General features: G+C 61.8%; 13 protein-coding genes and 2 pseudogenes. 5 read left to right on the forward strand and 10 right to left on the reverse strand.

The window, feature by feature from the left end; all coding sequences use genetic code 11:
• Window position 1: 1 nt before the first annotated feature.
• Genes NKH21_RS30775 through NKH21_RS30800 form a run of 6 tightly spaced genes read right to left on the reverse strand, consistent with a single transcriptional unit; the run spans window position 2 to window position 5,439 of the window.
• Complete coding sequence (locus tag NKH21_RS30775) at window positions 2-772, reverse strand: GntR family transcriptional regulator (RefSeq protein WP_352869613.1); 771 nt, start codon at window positions 770-772, stop codon at window positions 2-4.
• A complete protein-coding gene (locus tag NKH21_RS30780; protein WP_352869615.1) occupies window positions 769-1,644 on the reverse strand; it encodes an ROK family protein in 876 nt (291 codons plus the stop codon). The genes NKH21_RS30775 and NKH21_RS30780 overlap by 4 nt, the downstream gene beginning before the upstream one ends.
• A complete protein-coding gene (locus NKH21_RS30785; RefSeq protein ID WP_352869617.1) occupies window positions 1,641-2,381 on the reverse strand; it encodes a PIG-L deacetylase family protein in 741 nt (246 codons plus the stop codon). The genes NKH21_RS30780 and NKH21_RS30785 overlap by 4 nt, the downstream gene beginning before the upstream one ends.
• Entirely contained in the window at window positions 2,378-3,211 is an 834-nt protein-coding gene (locus NKH21_RS30790; protein WP_352869619.1) for a carbohydrate ABC transporter permease, read from the reverse strand. Before NKH21_RS30790 ends, NKH21_RS30785 begins: the two co-directional genes overlap by 4 nt.
• A gap of 2 nt (window positions 3,212-3,213) precedes the next feature.
• A complete protein-coding gene (locus NKH21_RS30795; RefSeq protein WP_352869621.1) occupies window positions 3,214-4,146 on the reverse strand; it encodes a carbohydrate ABC transporter permease in 933 nt (310 codons plus the stop codon).
• 27 nt (window positions 4,147-4,173) lie between these two features.
• Window positions 4,174-5,439 carry an extracellular solute-binding protein gene (locus NKH21_RS30800; RefSeq protein ID WP_352869623.1) on the reverse strand — a complete coding sequence of 422 codons (1,266 nt, stop codon included), beginning with the start codon at window positions 5,437-5,439 and terminating at the stop codon, window positions 4,174-4,176.
• Between the two features lie 326 nt (window positions 5,440-5,765).
• Between NKH21_RS30800 and NKH21_RS30805 the strand changes: the two genes are divergently transcribed.
• From NKH21_RS30805 to NKH21_RS30820, 4 genes are all read left to right on the forward strand, one after another.
• Window positions 5,766-7,058, forward strand: coding sequence for an ABC transporter substrate-binding protein (locus tag NKH21_RS30805; RefSeq protein WP_352869625.1), 1,293 nt, complete (start codon window positions 5,766-5,768; stop codon window positions 7,056-7,058).
• A gap of 43 nt (window positions 7,059-7,101) precedes the next feature.
• Window positions 7,102-7,992 (forward strand): carbohydrate ABC transporter permease, encoded by an 891-nt coding sequence (locus NKH21_RS30810; RefSeq protein WP_352869627.1) that lies wholly within the window; start codon window positions 7,102-7,104, stop codon window positions 7,990-7,992.
• Window positions 7,989-8,861 (forward strand): carbohydrate ABC transporter permease, encoded by an 873-nt coding sequence (locus tag NKH21_RS30815; RefSeq protein WP_352869629.1) that lies wholly within the window; start codon window positions 7,989-7,991, stop codon window positions 8,859-8,861. The genes NKH21_RS30810 and NKH21_RS30815 overlap by 4 nt, the downstream gene beginning before the upstream one ends.
• A 934-nt stretch (window positions 8,862-9,795) precedes the next feature.
• A complete protein-coding gene (locus NKH21_RS30820; RefSeq protein WP_352869631.1) occupies window positions 9,796-10,041 on the forward strand; it encodes a hypothetical protein in 246 nt (81 codons plus the stop codon).
• Window positions 10,042-10,227: 186 nt separating this feature from the next.
• On the opposite strand, the pseudogene NKH21_RS30825 reads toward NKH21_RS30820, so the two are convergent.
• Window positions 10,228-10,866, reverse strand: a pseudogene (locus NKH21_RS30825) (ferritin-like domain-containing protein); the annotation flags it as partial.
• On the opposite strand from NKH21_RS30825, the gene NKH21_RS30830 reads away from it, so the two are divergent.
• On the forward strand, window positions 10,774-11,112 hold the full coding sequence (locus tag NKH21_RS30830) for a hypothetical protein (protein WP_352869639.1): 339 nt from the start codon (window positions 10,774-10,776) through the stop codon (window positions 11,110-11,112). The pseudogene NKH21_RS30825 and the gene NKH21_RS30830 overlap by 93 nt on opposite strands.
• Before the next feature lie 68 nt (window positions 11,113-11,180).
• Here NKH21_RS30830 and NKH21_RS30835 read toward each other — a convergent pair whose 3' ends face one another.
• The 3 genes and pseudogenes from NKH21_RS30835 to NKH21_RS30845 form a co-directional block, all read right to left on the reverse strand.
• A complete protein-coding gene (locus NKH21_RS30835; protein WP_352492810.1) occupies window positions 11,181-11,480 on the reverse strand; it encodes a DUF1236 domain-containing protein in 300 nt (99 codons plus the stop codon).
• 218 nt (window positions 11,481-11,698) lie between these two features.
• Window positions 11,699-12,175, reverse strand: coding sequence for a hypothetical protein (locus NKH21_RS30840; RefSeq protein ID WP_352869633.1), 477 nt, complete (start codon window positions 12,173-12,175; stop codon window positions 11,699-11,701).
• Between the two features lie 186 nt (window positions 12,176-12,361).
• Window positions 12,362-12,622: pseudogene (locus NKH21_RS30845) on the reverse strand (integrase core domain-containing protein); the annotation flags it as partial.

The raw sequence follows: 12,622 nt of genomic DNA on the forward strand, positions 1-12,622 counted from the left end.
CTCAGCTTCTTGCGGTTGGCGCGGCGCGACCGGCACGCAGCGTCGAGCGGATTTCGTAGCGGTCGCCACGCATCACCGAGACGGTGAATTCGAACGGGCCGCGCTCGTCGGTGGTGATGCGCTCGACCACGAAAGCGGGACTCCCCGCCGGCAGATCAAGCAACTCGGCATCCGCCGCCCCGACAGCGCCGACACGGTAGTTTTCGCGCGCTGCGACCGGCACGATGCCGTAATGGCGTTCCAGCGCTTCGTAGAGCGAGCCCTGCAGGAGGCCGGCATCGAGAAAGCCGGGCACGCGCGCGGCCGAGAGTTGCGCCGTCTGGATACCGATCGGCTCGTTGTTGCCCAGCCTGAGCCGCCGGATGCGCACCACCGGGTCGCCCTCCTCGATCTCCAGCGCTCCGGCCGCGGCGACATTGGCGGTGGTCAGGCTGCAGTCGAGCAAGCGCGAGCCAGCGACCACGCCCATATTGCCCATTTCTTGCGTGAAGCTGGTCAGTTCGCGGGTGCCTGCGACCAACGTGGTGGAGCGCACGAAGGTGCCGCGGCCATGTTCGCGCCTGAGCAGCCCGTGCTCCTCGAGATTGCGCAGGGCGTGACGTAGCGTGATACGGCTCACCCCGAACAGGGCGCACAGTCTGTCTTCGGCCGGAATCTGGTCGCCGGTCGCCCACTCGCCGCTCTTGACGATGGCGCGGATGGCCTCTTCCACCTGATACCAGAGCGGCTCGGGCCTTCGGCGGTCGGGTTGCTGAAAGGTCGGCTCGCTCATCTTATCTGCCTCCACTGTGCTCCGGCGAGGCCGGCCAGCGAGGCGCCGACGAGACCGGCGCGGGAGCCGAATTCGCCTGAGCGCAGAACGATGTCGCGCAGATGCGGCGGCAGCTGACGCCGCAAAGCCGAAAGCAGCGGCGGCCCTACCACGTCCAGCGCATCGGCAAGGCCCCCGGAAATCAGGATCGCCTGCGGATCGAGCAGCGCGACCGCACCCGCAAGGGCAGTGCCCAGCCGGCGCGCCGGCAGCTCCAACGCGTCAAGTGCGGCCGTCTTGCCAGCCCGGGCGGCCTCGACCAACCTGCCGCCATTGGCCAACCCGATCTGGCGCGCCGCGGCATCGAACCCACGCCCGGAAGCGAAGCGCTCCAGCCAGCCGCTACGGTCCTCGCCTTCATCCTTGATGTCGGCGCACGCCCAGCCGAAAGAGCAGGCGCCGCCACATGCGCCGGCAACGATGCGGTTATTGACCAGAACGGCGGAGCCGATACCGGTGCCGATCGCCAGCAGGATGGCATCGGACAGGCCCTTTGCGGCACCTTCGATCGCTTCGGCCAGCATGGCGATCTGTGCGTCATTGCCAACGGCAACGCGCAGACGAGGAAACAAGGCCGCGATGTCGACACCGTCGAGATAGGGCAGGTTCGGAATCCAGCGGCAGACCGAGCCTTCGACAAGCCCCGGCACCGCCAGGCCGAGTGCCTCGACCGGGCCTGCCTCGGCTCGCAAGGCACCGATACGGGCGACAAAGGCATCAAGGCTTGCCGGCGCAGGCTCGCGGCTCAGCATCTCCAGCCAGCGAACATCGCCGGTATGGATTGCGGCGCGCAAATTGGTGCCGCCAAGATCGATGGCCAGAACGCGTGTCATCGAGAGCGGCTCCGATTGGCAGCCGGCGCGAACAGCCCGCTGCCGGCATGCCAGGACTGCGATTCGGCTGCAAAACCCTGCGCGTAGCGCGTACCGCGCAGGCAGCCGCGCAGCCGATAGAGTGCGCTGTAATAATCGACATAGGGGAAACTGCTCAGGCCACGTGCCAGTTCGTATTCCTGCACCGCCTCGCTCCAGGCGTCGAAGCCGCTGCTGACGTCGACGAGATGTTCGGCGCGAAAGCCTTCGTCGTCCTCCCAGTTCTCGCCAAACAACAGCAGTTGCGGCGAGTGCGCGGCATGGACGCGCTTCAGCGTCGGCAGTGCCGCAAAGAAAATGCCGGTCTGCGTCAGTCGGGCCGCGGCGCGATGGTCCTTGTGCCAGCTGCCATGCCAGTGGGTGATGACGATTTCGGGCTTCAACTCGCGGACAACATCGCAAACCTTGAGCGCCGTCTCATCGTCGCAAGGCAGGAAGGCGTCGTGCAGCCCGAGACTGCGCATGGTAACCCCGAGCCTTGCTGCCGCCTTTGCCGCCTCCTCCTCCTTCTGGACGCGATAGCGCTCGGGGATGAGGCTTGGATGACCCTGCTCGCCCATGCTGAGGTGCAGGAAGGTGACTTCGGCGCCGCCTTGCACTGCCGCCGCCGCCAGTGGACCAGCAATCACCTCGGCATCGAAGGCATGCGCCCCGACGACCAGGATCGTACGTACGGCATAGACCTTGTCCTCGATCATTTCGCGCCTCCCCCGGAGCCGACGCCTTCGCGAATCTGGCGGGCAAGCAGACAGTACATGATCAGGATGGGCGCCATGGAGATGGCAAGCGAGGCGAACACAAGGCCCCAATCCGTGCGGTACTGGCCGACAAACACGCTGATGGCCAGCGGCACGGTCTTGTAGCGGTCGTCGAAAATGAAGATCAGCGGGAAGAAGAAGTCGTTCCAGACGGCGATGGCGGTGAAGATCGCAACGATCGATATAGCGGGCTTCACCATCGGCAGCACGATCTGGAACAAGATGCGCGCCTCACCGGCCCCGTCCATGCGCGCCGCCTCGTCGATCTCGGACGGCAGGACCCGCATGAAGTTTGCGAAGATGAAGACGGCAAAGGGAATGCGGATCGCCGAATAGACGAGGATCAGGCCAGTCAGCGAATCGAGCAGGCCAAGGTTGCGCATCAGCGTGAACAGCTCCACCGAGGCAAGCCGGATCGGCAGCATGATGCCGGCCAGGAACAGGCCGAGCATGATGCCGTTCCATCCCAGCCGGTAGCGGCTCAGCGGATAGGCGGCCATTGCTGACACGACAATCGTCAGGAGCACCGCACCGGCGGTGACGATCAGGCTGTTGAGGAAATTCTGGCCGAGATCGGCGCGCGTCCAGGCAGTGGCGAAATTGTCGAAAACCCAGCTTTGCGGCAGGCCGAGCCTGTTGTCGTAGATTTCCGCCGTGGTCTTGAAACAGGAGACGACGAGAATGTAGAGCGGCAGCAGCACCGCAGCAGTCCACACGACCAGCGCCGTCCAGCCGGGCAGCCGTGCAAGCTGTTGAGGGATCGCGAACATGTTCACAGTTGCACCGTGCGACGGTCGAAGAAGCGCAACATCAAAAGCGTGCCGACGCTGAGGATCAGGAACAGCAGCGTGCCGAGCGCCAACGCCAAGCCTATATCCGTGATACCGACGGCGCCTTCCGCGCCGAAAGCGAGGCGGTAGAAATAGGTCACCAGCGTGTCTGTGGAATAGCTTGGATTGCCCTGCACGCCTTGCATGACATAGACGATGTCGAACTGGTTGAAGGTGTTGATGAACGACAGCGTCGTCAACGTGCCGATGGCCGGCATCAGCAAAGGCAGGGCAACCGAGACCAGCATGCGGCCGCTGCCGGCGCCATCCAGCCTGGCAGCCTCGAATATCTGGGCCGAAATCTGCCTGAGGCCGGCGGTGTAGATCAGCACCGGCAGGCCCATCCAGTTCCAGGCATCGACGGCGATCAGCATCACGAGTGCCGTATGGCTGTTGCCGAGAACGGTCAGGCTGCCTTGATGCAGACCAAGGCCGTTGAGCATCCATTCGATGGTGCCGCCGGGCGCCAGCAGCAGCCGCCACAGGGCACCGACGATGACGGGGCTCAGCACCGCCGGGAAGAAGAATACCGACTGGAAGAAGGCCGCCCTCTTTTCGCGCAGAAACAGCAGCCAGGCAAACAGCAGACCAAGGCCGTTCTGGAACAGCATGATGCCGAAGAACCAGGCGACGTTGTGCCAGAGCGCCCCGTAGAGCCGTCCACCGCTCGGGAAAACGAACAGGCGGGTAAAATTCGACAGGCCGGCGAACTCCAGCATGCGCAGGCCCCTCCAGACGAAGAAGCTGCCCCACAGCGACATCACCAGGGGATAAAGGACGAACAGCGCATAAACGGCCAGTGCCGGCACGATGAACAGCACGGCCATGCGCTGCTGGGTGCGCTGAAGGCTGCTTTTGCGGCGACGGGCGATCATGTGCTGTTTCGCGCAGGGTGTGACGGCCTACTGCTTGGGCTTGAACCAGCTGCTGACGGCGGCCTGCATATCCGCCGCCAGCTTCTGCGGCGTAATGTTGCCTTCGACCATGTCGATGATCTCGGACTGCAGGATCGAGGAGGCCGTCGGCGTCTGCCAGCGGAAGCCGACAAGCGTCAGATAGGGTGTGGAATTCTTCGACATCTCCATCATCGTGGCGAGTACCGGATCTTTCACGGTAACGTCGGTACGGGCCGGCGGCCAGCCCAACGCGTCGGCGAAGAGCTGCGCGAACTCGGCCGAAGCCATGAAGTTGAGCACCTTGATCGCAGCTTCCTTGTTGGTGCTTTCAGAGACGAGACCATAGGAGCCGTCCGAAAAGGCCGAGGTGTAGAGCTTGGTGGCAGGATCGTCGGCGGGGAACGGGAAAATCGAGAATTTCAGCTTCGGGTTCTGCGCCTTGAAGCTGCCGTTCTCGAACGAGCCGCCGAAGAACATGGCCGCCTTGCCGCCGATGAATTGCTGTGTCGAGGTGGTGTAATCGACCCCGGCAAAGCCGTCGGAGAAATACGGTTTCAACTCGGCATAGCGTTTCAGGGCAGCCACGTAGCGCGGATCCTCGAAGGTCGCCTTGCCGCTCATCATTTCGTCGTAGAAGCCCGGGCCATAGATGGTCGGGCCGACCACGCCGACGCCGATCTCCAGCGCCCAGGCGGAGCCGTTGGCGCCGCCGGCGGCTATTGGCGTTATCCCCGCCCCTTTCAGCTTCTCGCAGGCGGCGACGAAATCTTTGTAGGTCTTGGGGATTTCGACTCCCTGGGCGGCGAAGATGTCTTGATTGTAGAAGACACCCATCATCGGCACCGAATAGGGCACGCCATAGATCTTGCCGTCGGCGCGGCCACGAGCGCCGCCCAGCGCGCTATCGGGCATGCTCTTCAGCTCCGGCACGCTGTCGTCGAGCGCGTCGAGATAGCCACCCTCGATGAACGGCTGCAGTTCGCCGTAAGCCTTGAGCTGGGCGATATCAGGCCCGCGGCCGCCACGCAGCGCCGTGCTCAGCCGGTTCTGGTAGTCGGCGTCGGGGGTGAACTGGATGTTGACCTTAATGCCGGGAGTCTTGGCCTCGAAGGCGTCGAAGATGCGGCGCATCGCAACCTGGTCCTCGGTGCGCCAACTCCACAGGGTCACGGTGTCGTCAGCCTTTGCCGGCAGTGCGGTGAAGACCCCGGTGCAGACTGCGGCAAAGCCGCCGATCAGGCCGAGTGCGGCGCGTCGATGAATTGAAACCATGCTCAGTCTCCCATTCTTGTCGATTGTCATTCCCACGGCGTTCAAAAGCCGAGAGGCAGTCATAGCTTTTCTCATGTCATTATAACGACATGACTTCGACCGCAAGTGCCTTTGCAGTATGTTCGGGCATGGCCGGCAGGGGAGAATCAGCTCGAACTGTATCAGTTAATTCGTTGTTTTTACAAGATAATCTCGCATGCTCTGTGGACCGCAGCATGAAAACGCCGCAACACCGGCAGGAGCTCTCCACGAAGATAGCGCTTGCATCGTTGCTTCAAGTTGTCATAACGTCACGGACATCGCTGTGCGGCTATGGGGAGGGTCAGATGTCTTTGGCTTGGATTTCGAAACTGGCACTGGCTGCAGGGTTGTTGGCCTCGCCCACCGTTGGTTGGGCCCAATCGGTCAACATCTCCTATCTGACCCACTGGTCGCCCGAAACGGTCGCTTTGCTGGACGCCGCGGCCAAGGACTACGCCAAGAGCAATCCGGACGTGACCGTCACCGTGCGCGCCGTCCCCTTCGGCGATCTCCTGACGACACTGCGTTCCCAGGGCGGCAGCTCGGACGGGCCGACGATCGGCGGCATCTATGATTTGTGGCTGCCCGAACTGGCGCGAGACAAGCTGGTCGCGCCGGCCCCCGATGCGGTTGCCGGCGAGGTCAAGAGTGCGTGGCCGACCGGTGTCGTCAGTGCGGCCTCTGTTGGCGCCACGCTTTACGGCATTCCAAACGAGATCGACGTCTATGCGCTGAACTACAACAAGGAGCTGTTCAAACGGGCAGGCATCGCAGCCGCGCCGAAGACCTGGTCCGAATTGAAGGATGCGGCCCAGAAGCTGACCAGGAAAGATGCCGGCCAGCAAGGCTTCGGCATGATCAATTCCTGGGCGGCGGGCGTCGTCCATCCCTTCGCCTCGCTGCTGGTCTCCAATGGCGGCGAGCTGGTCAAGGACGGCAAACCGATGCTCGACAGTGCTCAAGCCGGTGAAACTTTCCAGCTTTACGAGGACCTGATCAAGTCCGGCGCCAGCGATCCGGCGATGGCCACGGCCGACGCCAACACAACCGGCCCTTTCCTAGACAATTTCGTCTCCGGCAAGACCGGCATGATCATCATGGCCAACTGGTGGGAAAGCGCATTGAAGAGCGGCATGGGCGACAAGTTCTCCAATATCGCCACCGCACCCATCCCGGTCGGTCCGAGCGGCGACAAGCCGCACTCGATCTCCTATTCATGGATGACCGTCGTCAACGCCAATGCCGGTCAGGCCGAACAAAAAGCGGCATGGGATTTCCTGGTATGGCTGAACAGTCCGAAGTCCGGCAAGAACGGCGCATCGGCAATGTCGGATATTCTGATGTCGATGGGCATCCTGCCGACGCGGACCTCCGACATCGAAGCCCATAAGGACAAGCTCGGTTCCGAGTTCCTGTCCGGCTATGTCAGCGTGCTTGCCGACGCCAGGCCCTTCCCGGTCGTCCCGGGAGGGCAGGAGTTCAGCGAATCGCTGCAGCAGACGCTCGAGGCGTTGCAGTATGGGCAGCTCTCGGCCAAGGATGCGCAGGCGAACGCGCAGGCCGATGCCGTCTCGATCCTGGAGCGTGCCGCCAAATAGCGAAGGCGCTGTTTCGAGAGCCCGACGCTTTGGAAGCAGAGCGATGATCAAGACCTATCGTGCCTCGGCGGGCATCATGCTGGCGCCCGCCGTGACACTGATCGGCATTTTCATCCTTTTGCCAATGCTGCTCACCCTCTGGCTGTCATTCCAGGACTGGTCGACGCAAACGTCTTTTTCCAATGCGAGCCTCATTGGCTTCGACAATTTTCGCGAAATATTCGGACCGACTTCGGTCGGGCGGGATTTCAAGCGAGCGCTGCTCAACACCGCCATCTACACGGCATTGTCGGTGATGCTCATCCTGCCCCTTTCGGTAGTGTTCGGCTTGATGGTCTACCAACGGGATGTCGCAGGCGGCACGGCGCTGCGGACCGTGTTGTTTTCCACCTACATGGTGCCGATGATCGCCGTGACGCTAGTCTGGTCAAAGCTCTATTCGCCGAGCGAAGGGCCGCTCAACCAGATGCTCGGCCTCGCCGGCATCGGCCCGCAACCCTGGCTGTCCTCGCCAAGATCGGCGTTGATCTCGATCGTCGTGCTCAATGTCTGGCAGCAGATCGGCTATTTTACGGTGCTGGCCGTTGCTGGGCTGACCCAGATTCCGGGCAGTCTTTACGAGGCGGCGACGCTTGACGGCGCCAACCGGCGCGAACAGTTTCGCTTCATCACCTTGCCGCTGCTACGCCGCACGCTCCTGTTCAGCGCCGTCATCGCCATCATCAACGCCGTGCAGGTATTCGAGCCGGTGGCGTTGATCACCCAAGGAGGGCCGGTCGGCTCGACCAACGTGCTGACCTACCATATCCGCCGGGTTGGCATCGAGCGCGCGCAAGGCGGGCTGGGCTCGGCCATGGCAGTGATGCTGATGCTGGCGCTGATCGTCATTGTGTGTGCGCTGTTTGCGTTCGCCAACCGGAAGGATGATGAATGAGCACGCCGGGCCGCTCAGCATCGAGCCGGCTGGCGCGCAAACGCCTGGCGGGCCGCAGGACGCTGCTCGCTACGCTGATGCTGCTGGTTGCCGTGGCCTCCGCCTTCCCGTTGTTGTGGATGGTGCTCTCCAGCCTGAAAACCCCGGCCGAAACCATGCAGGTGCCGCCGGTGTGGATACCGCGGACGCCGAGCCTCGAAGCCTATGAGAAAGTGTCCGGGGTGATCAATGTCGGCCGCTCGATGTGGAATTCGCTGGTGATCGCCACGATCACCACCGCCGGCATTTTGGTCACCAGCATGATGGCTGGCTATGCCTTCGCCAAGCACCACTTTCCCGGCCGCTCGCTGCTGTTTTCGGTGCTGATCGCCACCATGTTCCTGCCGCCGATCGTCACGCTGATCCCGCTTTACCGTCTCGTCGGATCGATCGGCCTGAACGCCAGCCTTGCCGGCATTATCATACCCAACCTCGCCAATGCGTTCGGCATTTTCCTGATGCGCCAGTTCATAGCCGGCGTGCCGGACGATCTGATCGACGCCGCGCGGATGGATGGGGCGTCGGAACTCCTGATCCTGTTCAAGATCGTCGCGCCGAGCGTAGCGCCGGCAATCGCGGCATTGGCGCTGTTTGCCTTCGTCTATCACTGGAACAGCTATCTCTGGCCGCTGACGGTTCTACAGGGCAATGCACATGACTATCCGATCGTCATCAGCCTGAGCCGCCTGCTCAGCTACAACAGAGGTGCTCTCAACACCGGACTGGTGATGGCTGGTGCCACACTTGCTGTGCTGCCGCCGTTGGTGCTCTTCGTCTTCCTGCAGCGCTTCTTCGTGGATTCGATCGTCGGCTCGGCGGTCAAGGGATAGCGTCGGCGGCACTGCCGGCATCCGCCCGGTTATCGTCTGAACGCGATCTGAAGGCTAACAGGCCATCGGCGAATTTGGACGCCAATGCCTACAGCTTAGCTGCAGCTATGATACCAGTTGTCGTTGATACATATGCAACCATGCTCATCATCCCACGAGCGGGATATCATGGCACTCACTCATGAGACTATTGACTGTCGGGTTTTGCGTCCTCACCAGAAGGCCGAAGGACGTTGGTGACCGACTTGATCGCCCAACTGCGGACCTGGTCATAGCAGTAACGGTCGAGCATGGGAGTGAACCTGCTGTGCGCAGCCTCGCGGTCGGCGCGCCGGCGCTGCCGGCGTTCGCGTCGCCGAGGGCCCGTTCTGGCGCTGTTTTGGCAGGAGCGCATCGGTCATTCGGCCCATCGCGCGTTTGTTGCGGCTGCAATGAGGGCCGGGCCATATTGCCAGCGCTCATCACTGATAGAGGAACCCCGACACCCCGTTTCGCGACATCAGGGAACGATATCGGCCCCCATGTGTTGAGTTTCATGGACACTATGGAACCCCAGGGCCCCGGGATGGCGGCCGATATTTCGAGGTCGGAAGTTGCCAATGCCAGGCGGCGCATCCGTCGGACCGAGTTGGTGCTTCAACGTACTGAAGAAATAGTGGCCGAGAATCTCGCGCTGGCAAGCAGGATACGAACTGCGGTCGAGGCCGCGGACCGTCTGGTCAAGATCGATCCCCTCAGCGTTGAAGGAAGTCGCGGGGGTTGAACTGAGCCTGCGTTTTATTCGGCGCGACCCTTCAAGCCACCGGCGCCATCACTCTCGCTCCAGAACTGTGCCAGGCGCATCGACCGTCTGGGTTGCACATTTGCGAACAGCCGGAACCCACGGCGACCACAAGCGGTTTACCAATCGAAGGGACCGCCACGGATCGGAATGATGGAGCTTTTGGATTTGGAACTGGCGCGAGCCCGACAGCGGCTTAACCGGGCCGAGCGCTCCCTCGAACGTGCAAATGAAATGCTGGATGAAGGCTGCGGTGTCGGCATCAATATGGCGCTGTGCAGCAGGATCCGGGCTGCGAAACGACGCGCGGCCGAGGCGAAATTGCGGTTGACGAAGATCAAGCCTGATCAGCCTGGCCGCACGGACCAGCTCGCAAGGTTTGAGCCTATTGGCCGATAGCCGGCACACCATCATTGAGACTCTCGTGGATCTCCAGCCTCACGGGCCCGCCCCGGTCGGCCCTCACCGTGGTGAACAGAGCGCCTTCGCCGTGCCAGCGAACGAGCGTTGGTGCAGCTCGGCCATCGGACGCGCAGTTAGTGTCGGCCTGCTTCCGCTCGCGTCCGCCTCTCATTCACAATCCGCTCAAGTGCTCTTGAGCGTTCCGTTCATCCCGTTCGGGTAGAAGCCGCCCTTGCTGACGCCTTCCTTGTCGGTCAGATAGACGATCCGAAGCACTTCTTGCGGCGTCCTTGTGAAGGCGATCGCATCCGGGGTCGATGGAACGATATTGGCTTTGCCATCCACTCGGATGCCTTGGTCCTTGTCCTCCGGTCCATCGATCTTGTCGCGGGCGTCGGAAACCGCATTGGCGGCCTTCCAGGCATCCTCGCCCATTCGGTAGAGCGACGATCGCGCCATCCCCATGTGAAAGGCCTCGACGGCCAGAATGCCAGCGGCGGCGGCCTGAACTAAATCCTTGTTCTTCAGAAGGGGCGCGGCGCCGGCATAGGCAGTGACGCCAACATCCTCGAACAGCATGCCGCCGAGCACGAAGTTCATCTGGTTGCCGAAAGGATCGAAGTCCGCTCCGAGCCCGGCCGCCTTGGCTACCGCGGCAAAGCCCGCATCGAAATCGATCGCCGGTCGGTCGACCGCTTCGGCTCCAAGTGTCTTGCGATAGAACCTGACATGGGCAAGTTCGTTTTCAGCGACCTCACGCATGAACTCGCCGATTGCAGGCGTGTCAAAGCTGACCTGTTTGCCGCCAACCACAGCGCCGGCCTTCGGGCTGCTCCCAGGCCAAATTGCAATGCGCGGCGGCGCGAAAGACGAAATGCAGGCGTGACGCAGATCATGGCTTCCTCCCAAAAGCCCGCCGGCATCAAACGTTTTGGCACCTCCGCTCCCAACTTAACCAAGGGTGGAATGTTCCTCAAGCTCTGCAACTTAGATGATCTCGCGCGATGGCCACAAACCAAGATTTCAGCGACCAAAATGTCATGGCAGACAACGAGGCGGAATATTTGATTCGCGAGAACAGCAAGTCTCCCGCCGCTCAATTCGGAACGGCGGGTTTCTCGTCCCCAACGTTATGGTCATTCGATCACTTTGACGATCTTATGTGTGCCCGGGTCAACGACAACGGTCCGGTTGTCGATGACGGTGTAGCGATATTTCACGTTGGGGACTTCATGAAGCTCGACGGTGTCGGGGAGCGTCGAGCCGACATTCAGCTCTACCCCGGGGACTTTCACCGATGCGAGCGGCTGCTTTTTCACATATTCCTTGATGACCGTTTCCTGCTGCGGTTCAATGACCACGTCCTGAGCGGCGGCGGCACCGACACCAGCCAGAAGCAGAAATCCCGCCGCTGCGGTGGAAAGATGCATTCTCATAGTTATCTCCTTGTGGGCTCGTGGGCGCGAAACATTGCGCCAGGCTCGCCCAAACCTGCAGCCTCCCTAGACGTTCCAAACTGAGCCTTAAGGCTCGCCGTGCATAGGACCTAAGTCTGAGTCGCTGCGCGCAATGGCCCCCACGTGTAGCGGTCCGGAACTGCGTCTGTTCGAACTCGTTGCGGTCCCTCAAGGGAGGAGCCTATGGAGAACAGTGTTCACGAAGCTCGCTGGCTGCTTGCACCGGTTTTCGCCATCTCCATCACCTTTTTGGTGATTGGAATAGTCGCGAGCTGATGCTCGTTAGCCAGAAATGACCCTGCAACAATCCCCAGAAATTGGATCTGCGCAGCTAGAGTCCCTTCCTGCGCTGATGGGATCCGCCCGCCAAATCGAGGAGTGGCGGGCGGATTCTCATTTGCAGCTGCCGAGTGAGTAGGAAAACGGAAATGAACGAGAACAAGAGCACCCAAGCCTACGTCGACCGAGGCCGCCTCTCGATCGATGCGTTTTATGAAGTGGAACGTTTCGCGCGGGAAAATCGCATTTCGCCAAGTCAAGTCAGCAAGCTGATTAAGAAGAAGGGCAATGACCGCCTGACCCTCACCAAGGCTGTCAAAGAGCTGCGCGATCGACATTGAAAAACCCGCCGCACTCTGCAGCACGGCGGGTCGATCAAGCGTCACGCCGAGCACGCAGCGTGGGCCCTGGGTTGGGCGGCGTGCGCCCGGCCGGCATCCGCCCGGCTGTCGTCGCAACGCGCTCTGAAAGTTGCCAAGTCATCAGCAAACTTGGACGCCAACGTCTACCGCTCGGCCGCAGCTGATACCGGTTGTTGTGCTACAGGTGTAACCATGCTCACTTGACCTTGCCCCCAGTTTCTATCCAGTTTTGAGTTCGTTTCCGGCATGGGTTGTGCCCTGCTGGGCGGGTGAAGCGACGGGCGCTGGCGCGGAGCCTTTGGCACAGAGCAGCGCGAGCGACCGTCGTAGATTGAAGGTGGTGGCGAACTCGGCGGGTGTCTGCCAGGCGATTTGGGAATGCGGCCGCCGCGGTGTTGTAGTCGGCGCGCCACAGGGCGATGGCGACGCGTGCCTGAGCCAGCGAAGTAAACAGCGTCTCGTTGAGCAGTTCATCGCGCA

The sequence above is a fragment of the Mesorhizobium sp. M1329 genome, assembly GCF_040318035.1.
Classification (GTDB): domain Bacteria; phylum Pseudomonadota; class Alphaproteobacteria; order Rhizobiales; family Rhizobiaceae; genus Mesorhizobium.